Source organism: Streptomyces sp. NPDC001714 (genome assembly GCF_042892755.1).
In the GTDB taxonomy this organism is placed as follows: Bacteria; Actinomycetota; Actinomycetes; order Streptomycetales; family Streptomycetaceae; genus Streptomyces.
Genome location: NZ_JBIAUL010000006.1, coordinates 213,993 through 227,704 on the forward strand (window position 1 = coordinate 213,993; position 13,712 = coordinate 227,704).

A 13,712-nucleotide genomic window follows, 5' to 3' on the forward strand; every position below is an offset into this window, starting at 1 on the left:
CTGGGACCGGCGTCAACCGGATGTGAGGCCTACCCCGTCCTCCGGATACCATCGCAGTGACCATGAGTTTTCGGCCCATGGGTTTGTGACCGCCTGGAAGAACCGTCAGGAAGGGGGCCGCTCGCGTGAGTGTGCTCGACGAGATCATCGACGGAGTCCGTGCCGACCTCGCGGAACGGCAGGCGCGCGTCAGCCTCGACGAGCTCAAGGAGCGCGCGGCGAAGGCGCGGGCCGCCAAGGACGGCGTGGCCGCGCTGCGCGGTGAGGGCGTCAAGGTCATCTGTGAGGTGAAGCGCTCCAGTCCGTCCAAGGGCGCGCTGGCCGCGATCGCCGACCCGGCCGGGCTCGCCGCGGACTACGAGGCGGGCGGCGCGGCCGTCATCTCGGTCCTGACCGAGCAGCGCCGTTTCGGCGGCTCGCTGGCCGACCTGGAGGCGGTCCGGGCCCGGGTGGACATCCCGGTGCTGCGCAAGGACTTCATCGTCACGTCGTACCAGCTGTGGGAGGCCCGCGCGTACGGTGCCGACCTCGCCCTGCTGATCGTCGCCGCCCTCGACCAGCCGGCCCTGGAGTCGCTGATCGAGCGCGCCGAGTCCATCGGCCTCACCCCGCTCGTCGAGGTCCACGACGAGGACGAGGTCGAGCGCGCGGTGGACGCGGGCGCCAAGGTGATCGGTGTGAACGCGCGCAACCTGAAGACCCTGGAGGTCGACCGCTCCACCTTCGAGCGGGTCGCCCCCGAGATCCCCGCCCACGTCGTCAAGGTCGCCGAGTCCGGCGTCCGCGGCCCGCACGACCTGATCGCGTACGCCAACGCCGGCGCCGACGCGGTCCTGGTCGGCGAGTCCCTGGTCACGGGCCGCGACCCCAAGGCGGCGGTGGCCGACCTGGTGGCGGCCGGCGAACACCCCGCGCTGCGGCACGGCCGGGGCTGATCGCCCGCTAAGCTGATCCCGATGACTCTCACCGTGACGACCGTGGACCGGTACGCCCGCCTCGCGCGCGGCTGCCGCCCGAGGGGCTGCCGAGCCCCGGCGAGGCGTGTCCACGGCCGCAGGGTGCGATACGTCATCGGTGACGAACCCGGGCAGGTCAACGGACGTCGATGGCAGCGCGCCCCCAAGGGGCGCGGGGAACTGCGCGACCAGCCACACACGGCCTGAGGTCGTACGACGAACTCCGCCCCCCACGGCGAACAGTGTCTTTTTCCACACACTCACCGTGAGGTTTTCGCATGCCCAGCGATTTCTTCTTCCCTGACCCCTCCGGCCAGGTGCCCAGCGCCGAGGGCTATTTCGGCGCCTTCGGCGGCAAGTTCATCCCGGAGGCCCTCGTCGCCGCCGTGGACGAGGTCGCCGTCGAGTACGACAAGGCCAAGCACGACCCCGAGTTCGCCCGCGAACTCGACGACCTGCTGGTCAACTACACCGGCCGCCCCAGCTCGCTCACCGAGGTCCCCCGCTTCGCGGAACACGCCGGGGGCGCCCGGATCTTCCTCAAGCGCGAGGACCTCAACCACACCGGCTCCCACAAGATCAACAACGTGCTGGGCCAGGCCCTGCTCACCAAGCGCATGGGCAAGACCCGCGTGATCGCGGAGACCGGCGCCGGCCAGCACGGCGTCGCGACCGCCACCGCCTGTGCGCTGTTCGGCCTCGACTGCACCATCTACATGGGCGAGATCGACACCGAGCGCCAGGCCCTGAACGTGGCCCGGATGCGCATGCTCGGCGCCGAGGTCATCGCCGTGAAGTCCGGCAGCCGCACGCTCAAGGACGCCATCAACGAGGCGTTCCGCGACTGGGTGGCCAACGTCGACCACACCCACTACCTCTTCGGCACGGTCGCAGGACCGCATCCCTTCCCGGCGATGGTCCGCGACTTCCACCGGGTCATCGGCGTCGAGGCCCGCCGCCAGCTCCTGGAGCGGGCCGGCCGGCTCCCCGACGCGGCGATCGCCTGCGTCGGCGGCGGCTCCAACGCCATCGGCCTCTTCCACGCCTTCATCCCCGACGAGGGCGTCCGTCTCATCGGCTGCGAGCCGGCGGGCCACGGCATCGAGACCGGCGAGCACGCGGCCACCCTCACCGCCGGCGAGCCCGGCATCCTGCACGGCTCCCGGTCCTACGTCCTCCAGGACGAGGAGGGCCAGATCACCGAGCCGTACTCGATCTCGGCCGGTCTGGACTACCCCGGCATCGGCCCCGAGCACTCCTACCTCAAGGACTCCGGCCGCGGCGAGTACCGCGCGGTCACCGACGACTCGGCCATGCAGGCGCTGCGCCTGCTCTCCCGCACCGAGGGCATCATCCCGGCCATCGAGAGCGCCCACGCCCTCGCCGGCGCCCTGGAGGTCGGCAGGGAACTCGGCAAGGACGGGCTGATCGTCGTCAACCTGTCCGGCCGCGGCGACAAGGACATGGACACCGCCGCGCGCTACTTCGGGCTGTACGACACCGACGCCGAGGTCGCGGCCGACGCCGCCGACACCGCCGAGATCGAGGGGGACGCCAAGTGAGCGGGAACATTCAGCTGCTGGACGAGACCCTGGCCGCCGCCAAGGCCGAAGGCCGCGCCGCGCTCATCGCCTATCTCCCGGCCGGGTTCCCGACCGTGGACGGCGGCATCGAGGCGATCAAGGCCGCCCTGGACGGCGGCGCGGACGTCGTCGAGGTCGGGCTGCCGCACAGCGACCCGGTCCTGGACGGTCCGGTCATCCAGACCGCCGACGACATCGCCCTGCGCGGCGGTGTCAAGATCGCGGACGTCATGCGCACGGTCAAGGAGGCCTACGAGGCCACCGGCAGGCCGATCCTCGTCATGACGTACTGGAACCCCATCGACCGCTACGGCGTCGAGCGGTTCACCGCGGAGCTGGCCGAGGCGGGCGGCGCGGGCTGCATCCTGCCCGACCTGCCGGTCCAGGAGTCGGCTCTCTGGAGGGAGCACGCCGAGAAGCACGGCCTCGCGACGGTCTTCGTCGTGGCGCCGAGCAGCAAGGACGAGCGGCTCGCGACGATCACGGCGGCGGGCAGCGGGTTCGTCTACGCGGCCTCGCTGATGGGCGTCACCGGTACGCGTGAATCGGTCGGGGCGCAGGCCCAGGACCTGGTCGAGCGCACCCGGGCCACCGGCACCGAACTGCCCGTCTGCGTCGGCCTCGGCGTCTCCAACGCGGCGCAGGCCGGCGAGGTCGCCGGCTTCGCCGACGGCGTGATCGTCGGTTCGGCCTTCGTGAAGCGGATGCTGGACGCGCCGGACCACGCGGCCGGCGTGGCGGCCGTCCGTGAACTCGCCGGGGACCTGGCGAAGGGCGTGCGCGGACAGGCGTAGACCCGCAAGGGGGACTGCCGGACACAACGGAACATTCGGTCACTCGAACGGGTGGACCTGGGACCGGGGAGGCGCGGTGCGCCTCCCCGGTTCGTTCTGGGGGTGTGAGCGAGAAGAATCGTGACGGAAAGCGGATGGCCCGTGAGCGGCTGGCGGCGGAGCGGGAGAAGCAGCGGGCCGCGGACAAGCGACGGCGCGCGCTGATCGTGGGCGCGAGCGTCGTCTGCGTCCTGGGCCTGGCGGCGGTGATCGGCGTGATCGCCGCGAACGCGGGCAAGGACAAGACCAGCGCGAGCTCCGGCCCGGTCGTGGCGCCCTCCGGCGCCCAGGGCAAGGACAGTCTCGCGATCCCGGTCGGCAAGGACGGCGCCAAGGCGACGCTCACCGTCTGGGAGGACTTCCGCTGCCCGGCCTGCCAGGCCTTCGAGACGGCGTACCGCCCGACGCTCCACGAGCTGGTCGACGCGGGTCAGCTCAGAATCGAGTACCACCTGGTCACGCTGATCGACGGCAACCTCGGCGGCAGCGGCTCCAGGAACGCGGCCAACGCGGCGGCCTGCGCCCAGGACGCCGGGAAGTTCCGCGACTTCCACGACGTGCTGTACGAGAACCAGCCGAAGGAGACCGATGACGCGTTCGCGAGCAACGACAAGCTGATCGAGCTGGCCGGCAAGGTGCAGGGGCTGAACACGCCGGCGTTCCAGAAGTGCGTCAGGAACGGCACGCACAATTCCTGGGTCGTCAAGTCCAACCAGGCCTTCCAGGCGGCCAAGTTCGACGGCACGCCGACCGTCCTGCTCGACGGCAAGAACATCTACCAGGACCAGACCATGACCCCGGCCAAGCTGAAGCAGCTGGTCGAGGACGCGAACAAGCAGTAAGGGGGAGTAAGCGATTCTCACGCCCCCGTTATGGAGCCGTAGCCGGGCTGGTTGCCGTCGGCCCGGTCCGGCACGGTAGCGTCGACCCTGCCATGGAAGAACTTGCCTACATTCCCAGCCCGTCGCGCGGAGTGATCCACCTCGGACCCATCCCGCTGCGCGGCTACGCGTTCTGCATCATCATCGGTGTCTTCGTAGCCGTCTGGCTCGGCAACAAGCGCTGGATCGCCCGGGGCGGGCGGGCCGGCACCGTGGCCGACATCGCGGTCTGGGCCGTGCCGTTCGGCCTGGTCGGCGGGCGTCTCTACCACGTGATCACGGACTACGAGCTGTACTTCAGCGCGGGCCGTGACTGGGTCGACGCGTTCAAGGTCTGGCAGGGCGGACTCGGCATCTGGGGCGCGATCGCGCTCGGTGCGGTGGGCGCGTGGATCGGCTGCCGGCGCCGGGGCATCCCGCTGCCGGCCTACGCCGACGCCATCGCCCCCGGCATCGCCTTCGCCCAGGCGATCGGCCGCTGGGGCAACTGGTTCAACCAGGAGCTCTACGGCCGCGAGACCCACGTTCCGTGGGCCCTGCACATCACCTCCTCCGAGGGCGGCCGCGTTCCCGGCTACTACCACCCGACCTTCCTCTACGAGTCGCTGTGGTGCATCGGCGTCGGCTTCCTGGTCATCTGGGCCGACCGCCGCTTCAAGCTCGGGCACGGGCGGGCCTTCGCCCTGTACGTCGCGGCGTACTGCGTGGGCCGCGGCTGGATCGAGTACATGCGCGTCGACGACGCCCACCACATCCTCGGTCTGCGGCTCAACGACTGGACCGCGATGATCGTGTTCCTGCTCGCGGTGCTGTACATCGTGGTCTCCGCGAGGAAGCGGCCGGGCCGGGAGACGGTGGTCGAGCCGGGTGTCTCCGACGGTGAGGGTGTCTCCGACGGTGAGGCCGAGGGTGCGGGTGAGGCGGAGCCCTCCGGCGACAAGGCCGCAGCCGCAGCCGCAGCCGAGGACGATGCCGCCGACGAGGTCAAGGACGAGGCCGGGTCGGGGACCAAGAAGAGCTGACCTGCTTGTCGTACGACGAAGAGGGCGCCCGGGATCGAACCGGGCGCCCTCTTCGCGTGCGGGCCGACGGGTTGCGGCAGGTCCGGCACCGCCGGACAGCGCCGTCGTGCGTCTCGCCGTCGCGGCGGAAGAAAGAACCGGCGACGAAAGACGACCGGTGGGAGGGGCGCCGGCGGGAGGGGTGGGTTGGAGGGGTCAGCGGCGGTTGGTCAGGGAGAGGGTTCTGCGGGCCGCTGCCACTACCGCCGCGTCGATGAAGCTGCCGTCGGGGAGGGCCTGGGCGCCCTGTTCTGTGGTGGCTGCCTTGATGACCGTTTCGGCTTGTTCGAGTTCTGCCTCGGTGGGCAGGTAGGCCCGTTCGATGATCGGGAGCTGGCGGGGGTGGATCGCGGCGCGGCCCAGGAAGCCCAGGGCGCGGCCGTGGGCGCAGGAGGCGGCCAGGCCGTTGAGGTCGCGGGTGTCGGGGTGGACCGACTGGGGCGGTGGGGCGAGGCCCGCCGCCCGCGCGGCGACCACGATCCGGGAACGGGACCAGTCGAGGCCGATGTCGTCCCGTACCCCCAGGTCGGCCCGTAGATCCGACTCGCCCAGGGAGATGCCCCGCAGGGCGGGATGGGCGACGGCGATGGCGTAGGCGTGTTCGATGCCGAGGGCCGATTCGAGGAGGGCGTAGAGGGGGAGGGCGGCGGTCCGGGCCGCGAGGTGGCGGATGTCTTCCGGGCCGGTGACTTTCGGGAGGCGGAGTCCGGCGAGGCCGGGGAGGGAGCGGAGGGCCCGGATGTCGGCCTGTGCCCAGGGGGTGTCCAGGGCGTTGATCCGGACGTGGACCGGGACCGGCTGGGGGTGGGCGAGGAGCTCGGCGGTGGCGGCGCGCGCGTAGTCCTTGCGGTCGGGGGCGACCGCGTCCTCCAGGTCGATCACCACCACGTCGGTTCCGGAGGCCAGCGCCTTGGCGACGACGTGCGGCCGGTCGCCGGGGACGTACAGCCAGGTCAGGGGGAACGGCGCGGCGGTCATACGGCGCCCTCCTCGCGCAGGGCCCGCACCTGGGCCGGGGTCAGGCCCAGCTCGGCCAGGACCTCCTCCGTGTCGGCGCCGTGCGGGCGGCCGGTCCAGCGGATCGCGCCGGGGGTGGCCGAGAGGCGGAAGAGCACGTTCTGCATGCGCAGGGGGCCCAGGTCCGGGTCGGGGACCGTGGTGATCGTGTTCAGCGCCTGGTACTGCGGGTCCTCCATGACGTCCCGTACGTCCTGGACCGGCGCCACCGCCGCTTCCGCCTTCTCGAACTCGGCCAGCACCTCGGCGCGGGAGCGGGCGGCGACCCAGCCGCCGACGGCCTTGTCGAGGACGTCGGCGTGTGCGGCCCGGCCGGCCCCGGTCGCGAACCACGGCTCGTCGATCAGCTCCGGACGCCCGACCAGGCCCATCACGCGTTCCGCGATCGACTGGGCCGAGGTGGACACGGCGACCCAGGTCCCGTCCGCCGTGCGGTAGGTGTTGCGCGGGGCGTTGTTGGCGGACCGGTTGCCGGTGCGTTCCTGGACGTAGCCGAGCTGGTCGTACCAGGTGGGCTGGGGGCCGAGGACGGCCAGGATCGGTTCGATGATCGCCATGTCGACGACCTGGCCCTCGCCGGTGCGGTCCCGGGCCGCGAGGGCGGTCATCACGGCGTACGCGGTCGCCAGCGCCGCGATGGAGTCGGCGAGCCCGAAGGGGGGCAGGGTCGGCGGGGCGTCCGGTTCGCCGGTGATCGCCGCGAAGCCGCTCATCGCCTCGGCGAGGGTGCCGAAGCCGGGGCGGCGGGCGTAGGGGCCGAACTGGCCGAAGGCGGTGACCCTGGCCAGGACCAGGCGCGGGTTGGCGGCGGAGAGCTCCTCCCAGCCGAGGTCCCACTTCTCCAGGGTGCCGGGGCGGAAGTTCTCGATGATCACGTCGGCGGTGGCGGCCAGCCGGAGGAGCGTGGCACGGCCGCCGGGCTTGGACAGGTCGAGGGTGAGGGTGCGTTTGTTGCGGCCGAGCAGCTTCCACCACAGGCCGACGCCCTGCTTGGCCGGGCCGTGGCCCCGGGAGGGGTCGGGCTTGGCGGGGTGCTCGACCTTGACGACCTCGGCGCCGAAGTCACCGAGCAGGGTGGCGGCGAGGGGACCGGCGAAGAGCGTGGCCAGATCGAGGACACGCAGTCCGGTGAGGGGCGCGGAGGACGGGGGCGGGGACTGGGGGTCGGCCGCCGGGCCCGTGGGTGCTGTGGGTGTCGTACTCATGCGGTGTACTGGGTTTCGATCTCCGGGCGGTACGGCATCGACTCCGTCGCCCCTTCCCGTTGTACGGAGATCGCCGCCGCGGCGGCCGCCCAGGACAGGGCCTCGCGGATCGGTTTCTCCTCGGCCAGGGCCACCGCGAGGGCGCCGACGAAGGTGTCGCCCGCGCCCGTGGAGTCCACGGCGGTCACCCGGGGTGCGGGGATGACGAGGGGGGCGGCGTCGCGGGTGAGGTAGAGGCTGCCGGCCGCGCCGAGGGTGACGACGACGTGCGCTACCCGGTCGAGGAGCGCGCCCGCCGCGTCGCGCGGGTCGGTGCGGTCGGTGAGGGTGGCCGCCTCCCGCTCGTTCGCCACCAGCAGGTCGATGCTGTCGAGGAGCTCGGACGGGAGCGGGCGGGCGGGCGACGGGGTGAGGATGGTCCGGACGCCGTGGCGGCGGGCGGCCTGCGCACCGGCCACGACCGCCGCGAGGGGGATCTCCAGCTGGAGCAGGAGCATGTCGGCGGAGGCGATGACGCCCTCGTCGCCAGGGGCGAGGTGGTCGACGGTGCCGTTCGCCCCGGGGATGACGACGATCGCGTTGCCGCCCTCGTCGTCCACGACGATGTGCGCGGTGCCGGACGGACCTTCGATCGTGCGCAGCGAGTCGGTGTCGACGCCGGAGTGTTCCAGGGTCTCGCGCATCCGGGCGCCGTAGGCGTCGTGGCCGACCGCGCCGATCATCGAGACGGTGGCGCCGGCCCGGGCGGCGGCGATCGCCTGGTTGGCGCCCTTGCCGCCGGGGATCGTGCGGAAGGCTCGTCCCGTGACGGTCTCGCCGAGCTGCGGGGCCTTCTCGGCGTATGCGACGAGGTCCATGTTCATGCTGCCGAGTACGGCGATATGGGTCATGAGCGGGTCGCCTCCAGGTGGGTGAGGTGGGCGAGGGTGTCGAAGCCGGTGCCGTCGAAGCCGGCGACGGAGGTGGCGAGCCGGTTCTTGAGCGGGGTCGTCCAGCGGTCGGGGAGCGCGTCCGGGTCTCCCGCGAGCAGGCCGGCGACGGAGCCGGCGGCCGCGCCGTTCGAGTCGGTGTCCCAACCGCCGCTCACGGCACGGCAGACGGAGCCGGTGAAGTCGCCGTCAGCGTGGGTGAGGGCGGCGGCGATCAGGGCGGTGTTGGGGACGGCGTGCACCCAGTGGTGGGTGGCGGAGTGGGTGGTGTGGAGTTCGTCGACGACGGCGTCGAAGTCGTCGTGCTCCTCGGCGAGCCGGATCGCGTGGTCGACGGCGTGGGCGAGGCGCGAGTGGGGCGGGACGACGGATCGGCCGGTGCGCAGGCAGGCGTGGACGTCGTGGGTGCCGGTGGCGGCGGTGGCGATGACGGCCGCCGTGAACATCGCCGCGTAGACGCCGTTGGCCGTGTGGGTGAGCGTGGCGTCGCGGTGGGCCTGTTCGGCCGCGGCGGCCGGGTCGCCGGGGTTGGTCCAGCCGTGCACGTCGGCGCGGATGAGGGCGCCGATCCACTCGCGGAAGGGGTTGCGGTGCCGGGCGGTGTGCGGGGGCTCGACGCCGGTGAGGAGGTTGCGGTAGGCGACGCGTTCGGCGGTGAAGGTGCGGCCGGCGGGGAGTTCGTCGAGCCAGAGGGCGGCCACGTCGGCGGTGGTGAAGTCCCTGGTGTGGCGTTGGAGCAGGAGGAGGTTGAGGAGGGGGTAGTTGAGGTCGTCGTCCTCGGGCATGCCGTCGATGTTCTCGGCGAGGGAGGTGGGGGCCGAGCGGCGGTTCCAGGGGTGGGCGGAGAGGAGTTCGGCGGGGACGCCGTGGGCCGTGAAGTACTGGTTCAGGGGCCAGTTGCCGGTGGCGCGGGCGAGTTCACGGATGGCGTGCAGGGGGAGCTTCTCGACGGGTTTCCCGAGCAGACAGCCGACGGCTCGGCCGAGCCAGGCGGCGTGGTAGGCGCGGGGAGCGGGGGGCGGCGCGGGGGTGGGGACGCTTACCGGCGCTTGCCGGGTGCCTCCCCCAGAGGGGGGACCCCCAGCGCCCACCCTCCCCCACTCTCGGCTCCGCTCGAGCAGGGGGACCCCCAACGCCCCAGCGGCACGACTGCCCGCGGCTGGATCAAGGACACGGCTGGGCAGCGCCCCGTCAGGGCGCTGGGGGTACCCCCGGCCGAAGGCTGGGGGAGGAACTGCGCGATCAGCCCCCGCGCACCCGCAGTCGCACGACGGCCCGCACCGCCCTCCCCGTAGCGCGTTCGGCCACTCAGGACACAGCGCCTTGATGTCGGCCAGATCCGTCGGCTCGTTCAACCTGCTCGGCAGGTCCGCGAGTTCGTCGAGGAGGTCCTCCGCCAGCTGGCGGAGATAGCGGGACGCCCGGTCCGGCGACGCGCCCGCCCGCGGCGGCGCGTCCGCGCCCCCCGCCGCCCGCCACCTCGCCTCGACGGCCGACGGCTCCCGCCCGTCCTGCCGTGCCTGGCGCAGCTCGTGGCCCAGCAGGTCCTCCGGCTGGACCCAGGTCAGGCGGAGCAACTCGGGCCTCCGAGGCGGGCGAAGGACTCCTCGTGGGCGCGGCGGCGCTCCGTGTCCCGGATGAAGATCTCGCGGGTCACGGCGGCCAGCGTGCGCGGCGGTGCCCAGAGGTCGAGGCGGCTGGCCTCGGCCACCCGCTTCGACCAGTCCTCCGGAACGGGCGAGCCCAGGGCCCCGGCGATCGCGCCCGCCATCGTCGCGATGGAGTCGCAGTCCCGGCCGTAGTTGACGGCGCCGAGGACGGCGTGCCGGTAGTCGCCGTCCGCCACCAGCAACATGCCCAGGGCGACGGGGAGTTCCTCGATGGCGTGGAGGCGGGAGGGGCGGCGGGCGCCGAGGGAGGGGGACCGGTAGTCGGGGCCCACGGTGTCGTAGGGGGCGATCGCGTCGCGGAGCGGGACGAGTGCCGACTCGAAGTCGGCGTGGTGCGCCGCCGCTTCACAGACCTTCTCGATCGCCTCGCGGGTGCCGTCCTTCGCCAGGGACAGGCAGACGCCGACCACGGAGTCCGGTGTCGCGCCGGGCGCCGTCGCCGCCGCCACCGCCGCCGCGAAGACGCCCGCCGCCTCCCTGCCGTACGACGACTGGTGGGCGCCCGCGATGTCCAGGGCCTCGGCGTACGCGGCCCGCGGGTTCGCGGCGTTGACCAGGCCGACCGGGGCCATGTACATCGCCGCACCGCAGTTGACGATGTTGCCGACGCCGGCCTCGCGGGGGTCGGCATGGCCGTAGTGGAGGCGGGTCGCCAGCCACTTCTCCGCGAGGAAGATCCGGTGCAGGGGGAGGGCCTCGGCCTCCAGCTCGGGGATCCAGCGGGGGTGGGTCATCAGGTCCGGGACCAGGTGGTCGGCGATCGCGTACGCGTCGAGGTGGTCGCGGACCCGGTCGTACACCCGTACCAGCGCATGGGTCATCAAGGTGTCGTCGGTGACGTGCCCGTCGCCCTTGTGGTACGGCGCGATGGGGCGGGCGGTGCGCCAGGCGTCGCCGTTCCAGGGGCCGACGATGCCGTGGACCCGGCCGCCGTGGCGTTCGAGGATCTGGTCGGGGGAGTAGCCCTCGACCGGACCGCCGAGGGCGTCGCCGACGGCGGCCCCGACCAGTGCTCCGGTGATCCGGTCGTCGAGCGAAGCTCCGGCGCTTTCTTCTCCTTTGGGCGTCATGCACCGAATCATCCACCGGGACGGGCCGGTTGTGTGGCTTCCAGGAGTTCGGCGAGTTCCACGAGGTCCGTGCCGGTGAGGCGGGGGAGGGCGCAGCCGGAGAGGGTGCGGCAGGCGTCCCGCCAGGACGGGGGGATCGCCGTCGCGCCGCCGAGGGCGCCGGTGAGCGCGCCGGCCAGGGCGGGGGCCGAGTCGGCGACCCGGGAGAGGCAGGCGGCGGCGGGCACGGCCTCGGCGATCCGGCCGCGCGCGGCGGTGGCGAGGGCGAGGGCGACCGGGACGGTCTCGGCGGCCGCGATGCCGTAGCTGTAGACGTGGTCGACGATTTGGTGCTCGAGGAGGGGGATCAGGGCGAACGCGGAGTCCGTGGTGCCGGCGAGGGCGAGGGCGTGCCGGGCGTTGCGCCCGATCTCGGTGGTCGCGGGGAGTTCGGCGAGGGCCGCGGCGACGCAGGTCTCGACTTCGGCGCCGGCGAGGGCGAGGGCGACGGCGGCGGCCATGGCGCGGGCGCCGTGCACCCCGTCGCCGTCCTGGGTGTAGCGGGCGTCGAACTCGGCTAGGTCGGCGGCCCGTTCGGGGTCCCCGGGGTGGGCGACGGCGAGGGCGCAGGCGCGGACGCAGGCGGCGTCGTCGAAGTAGTGCGGGTTGTCGTGGCCGGTGGCGGGCGGGCGCAGGCCGGTGGCGAGGTTGCCGAGGCCGGCGCGGACGGAGATGCGGGCGCGCAGCGGGAGTACCGCCGACTCGATCTCCGGGGCGCGTTCGGCCGCGGCGGCGACCTCGGAGGCGACGGCGGTCCAGGTGAGGTCGATGGCGGCACGGGTGCGGAGCTCACGGCTGAGGTCGCCGAGGACCGTGTCGTCGCCGGCGCGCAGGACGGCTTCCGCGGCGAAGGCCGCCCACTCGGCGTCGTCGGAGGGGCCGAGGCGGAGGGGCTCGGGGGGCTGGTTGAGGGCGATGGGGACGGGGAGGGTGGTGGTCGCGTTCTGCTCGGCGAAGGTGTCGAGCTCACGGGTGAGACGGCGGGTCCACTCCGGCATGCGGGATGCGCGGTGCCGCGCGGAAGGCCAGCCGGCGGCGTCGCCGGCGGCGAGGCCGAGGAGGAGCCCCTCGATACGACGTCCGTTCACCGGAGCCCCTCGCCGCACCCGGCCCCCAGGGGGCTCAGCCCCCTGGACCCCCGGGACCTCGCCCGCCCGTCATCCGGCTCGGCCGGCAGAAAGGCGGACGCCGGGGGGTGCCACTCGGTGGGGACGGGGCCGCCTGGTCCGGGGCGCGGCTCGGCCTGCCCTGAAGCCGCTGCCATCAGCAGTTCCGCCACCTCCAGCACATGGTGCCCCGCCATCGAGGGCAGACAGCTTCCTCGTGCCGGGCCGATCGCGGCCCCCCACTCCGGCGGGATCGCGGCCTCTCCCCGGGTCGCTCCGGACAGCGCGCCGGCCACCGCGGCCGTCGTGTCGGCGTCGCGCCCCATGTTCACGGCCGTCAGCACCGCCTCCCGGACGTCGCCGTCGGCCGCGGCGTACGCGCCGAAGGCCAGGGCCACCGCCTCCGGGGCCAGGTCGGTCCACGGGTAGCCGCCGATGACCACCGCGGAGCGGACCGCCCGTTCGCCGCGGTGGGCCACGGACACCGCGCGGCGCAGGGAGCGGGCCGTCCAGGAGTCGTCGGGGACGACGGCGAGCGCGGCCGCCACCACCGCCGTGGGCGGGGCTCCCGCCATCGCCGCCGCGACCCCTGCCGCCACCGCCTGGCCGCCGTAGATGCCCTCGCCCTCGTGGCTCACCGAGCCGTCGACGGCGACGAGCCGGGCCGCCTCGGCGGGGCGGCCCGCCGCGAAGACGCCGAAGGGGGCCGCCCGCATGGCCAGGCCGTCGCTCCAGGCGTGCCGGTGCTGGGCTGAGATGGGGGCGGCGAGGCCCCGGCGGAGGTTCTCCAGGGTGCCGCGCTCGCTGAAGCCGGCGCCCTTGAAGGGGCCCTCGGCGCGGTCGGCGATCCACTCGTGCCAGGCCGCCTCGACATGGGCCGGGGTGAGTGCCGAGCCGTGGCGGGCGAGGAGGAGGCCGGAGAAGATCGCGTACTCGGTGTCGTCCGTACCGGCGGGGTGGTCGGTCACGTATCCGGTGATGCGGCCCCAGCGGGCGCGGATCTCGGAGGGCTTCATGTTCTCGGCCGGCGCCCCGAGCGCGTCACCCACGGCCAGGCCCAGCAACGCGCCCCGAGCCCGGTCGTGCAGGGGGGAGGCGGGCTCGTCGGGAGCGGGGACCGGCGGTGTGCAGACGATCGATGACATGGGCGGGCCTCTCCGGGAGGGGCTTCGCGCCGGGGGCGCGGAACCGTTTGCGGATGTGTCCCACCAACGGCGGTTGACCGCAGCCTGGACGGCCCCTACATCACCCGGTCGACATCTGTGCGACACCACGCACGTGTGAGCGGTGAAGGGTAAAACCGCAGGTTAGCCGAGCCTTTCCTTGCTGGCGGCCGGGAATGTCGCGGCGTAGTGTCGGTGT

General features: G+C 73.3%; 13 protein-coding genes. 6 read left to right on the forward strand and 7 right to left on the reverse strand.

All coding sequences use genetic code 11. The features are described from left to right. The first annotated feature begins 125 nt into the window (after window positions 1-125). The 6 genes from trpC to lgt all read left to right on the forward strand — a co-directional run bounded on the left by trpC (window position 126) and on the right by lgt (window position 5,275). Window positions 126-935, forward strand: a complete 810-nt coding sequence (gene trpC / locus ACFY0P_RS17815) for an indole-3-glycerol phosphate synthase TrpC (protein ID WP_362581573.1) — start codon at window positions 126-128, stop codon at window positions 933-935. 21 nt (window positions 936-956) lie between these two features. Then, complete coding sequence (trpM, locus tag ACFY0P_RS17820; RefSeq protein ID WP_388913312.1) at window positions 957-1,163, forward strand: tryptophan biosynthesis modulator TrpM; 207 nt, start codon at window positions 957-959, stop codon at window positions 1,161-1,163. Window positions 1,164-1,234: 71 nt separating this feature from the next. After that, a complete protein-coding gene (gene trpB / locus ACFY0P_RS17825; protein ID WP_388913314.1) occupies window positions 1,235-2,518 on the forward strand; it encodes a tryptophan synthase subunit beta in 1,284 nt (427 codons plus the stop codon). Next, window positions 2,515-3,333 (forward strand): tryptophan synthase subunit alpha, encoded by an 819-nt coding sequence (trpA, locus tag ACFY0P_RS17830; RefSeq protein WP_388913316.1) that lies wholly within the window; start codon window positions 2,515-2,517, stop codon window positions 3,331-3,333. Before trpB ends, trpA begins: the two co-directional genes overlap by 4 nt. A 104-nt stretch (window positions 3,334-3,437) precedes the next feature. After that, a complete protein-coding gene (locus tag ACFY0P_RS17835; protein ID WP_388913319.1) occupies window positions 3,438-4,214 on the forward strand; it encodes a DsbA family protein in 777 nt (258 codons plus the stop codon). Window positions 4,215-4,306: 92 nt separating this feature from the next. Next, complete coding sequence (gene lgt / locus ACFY0P_RS17840; protein ID WP_388913322.1) at window positions 4,307-5,275, forward strand: prolipoprotein diacylglyceryl transferase; 969 nt, start codon at window positions 4,307-4,309, stop codon at window positions 5,273-5,275. A 195-nt stretch (window positions 5,276-5,470) separates the two neighbouring features. On the opposite strand, the gene ACFY0P_RS17845 is transcribed toward lgt, so the two are convergent. Genes ACFY0P_RS17845 through ACFY0P_RS17875 form a run of 7 tightly spaced genes read right to left on the reverse strand, consistent with a single transcriptional unit; the run spans window position 5,471 to window position 13,495 of the window. Further along, window positions 5,471-6,292: an HpcH/HpaI aldolase/citrate lyase family protein gene (locus ACFY0P_RS17845; protein ID WP_388913325.1), complete on the reverse strand. Its 822-nt coding sequence runs from the start codon at window positions 6,290-6,292 to the stop codon at window positions 5,471-5,473. Further along, window positions 6,289-7,536, reverse strand: a complete 1,248-nt coding sequence (locus tag ACFY0P_RS17850; protein WP_388913327.1) for a CaiB/BaiF CoA transferase family protein — start codon at window positions 7,534-7,536, stop codon at window positions 6,289-6,291. Before ACFY0P_RS17850 ends, ACFY0P_RS17845 begins: the two co-directional genes overlap by 4 nt. Further along, on the reverse strand, window positions 7,533-8,426 hold the full coding sequence (gene rbsK, locus ACFY0P_RS17855) for a ribokinase (RefSeq protein WP_388913329.1): 894 nt from the start codon (window positions 8,424-8,426) through the stop codon (window positions 7,533-7,535). The genes ACFY0P_RS17850 and rbsK overlap by 4 nt, the downstream gene beginning before the upstream one ends. Further along, on the reverse strand, window positions 8,423-10,009 hold the full coding sequence (locus ACFY0P_RS17860; protein WP_388914125.1) for an ADP-ribosylglycohydrolase family protein: 1,587 nt from the start codon (window positions 10,007-10,009) through the stop codon (window positions 8,423-8,425). The genes rbsK and ACFY0P_RS17860 overlap by 4 nt, the downstream gene beginning before the upstream one ends. A 20-nt stretch (window positions 10,010-10,029) precedes the next feature. Then, the gene (locus tag ACFY0P_RS17865) at window positions 10,030-11,205 is read right to left on the reverse strand and encodes an ADP-ribosylglycohydrolase family protein (protein ID WP_388913331.1); all 1,176 of its coding nucleotides are present in this window, start codon (window positions 11,203-11,205) and stop codon (window positions 10,030-10,032) included. Between the two features lie 8 nt (window positions 11,206-11,213). Next, window positions 11,214-12,332 (reverse strand): ADP-ribosylglycohydrolase family protein, encoded by a 1,119-nt coding sequence (locus tag ACFY0P_RS17870; protein ID WP_388913334.1) that lies wholly within the window; start codon window positions 12,330-12,332, stop codon window positions 11,214-11,216. Next, window positions 12,329-13,495, reverse strand: a complete 1,167-nt coding sequence (locus tag ACFY0P_RS17875; protein WP_388913337.1) for an ADP-ribosylglycohydrolase family protein — start codon at window positions 13,493-13,495, stop codon at window positions 12,329-12,331. Before ACFY0P_RS17875 ends, ACFY0P_RS17870 begins: the two co-directional genes overlap by 4 nt. Window positions 13,496-13,712: the final 217 nt, after the last annotated feature.

Bases quoted from the DNA above. Each gene is read 5' to 3' on its own strand.
- ACFY0P_RS17845 (WP_388913325.1), bottom strand. From the start codon at position 6,292: ATGACCGCCGCGCCGTTCCCCCTGACCTGGCTGTACGTCCCCGGCGAC.
- rbsK (WP_388913329.1), bottom strand. From the start codon at position 8,426: ATGACCCATATCGCCGTACTCGGCAGCATGAACATGGACCTCGTCGCA.
- ACFY0P_RS17865 (WP_388913331.1), bottom strand. From the start codon at position 11,205: ATGACGCCCAAAGGAGAAGAAAGCGCCGGAGCTTCGCTCGACGACCGG.
- ACFY0P_RS17850 (WP_388913327.1), bottom strand. From the start codon at position 7,536: ATGAGTACGACACCCACAGCACCCACGGGCCCGGCGGCCGACCCCCAG.
- lgt (WP_388913322.1), top strand. From the start codon at position 4,307: ATGGAAGAACTTGCCTACATTCCCAGCCCGTCGCGCGGAGTGATCCAC.
- trpB (WP_388913314.1), top strand. From the start codon at position 1,235: ATGCCCAGCGATTTCTTCTTCCCTGACCCCTCCGGCCAGGTGCCCAGC.
- ACFY0P_RS17875 (WP_388913337.1), bottom strand. From the start codon at position 13,495: ATGTCATCGATCGTCTGCACACCGCCGGTCCCCGCTCCCGACGAGCCC.
- trpM (WP_388913312.1), top strand. From the start codon at position 957: ATGACTCTCACCGTGACGACCGTGGACCGGTACGCCCGCCTCGCGCGC.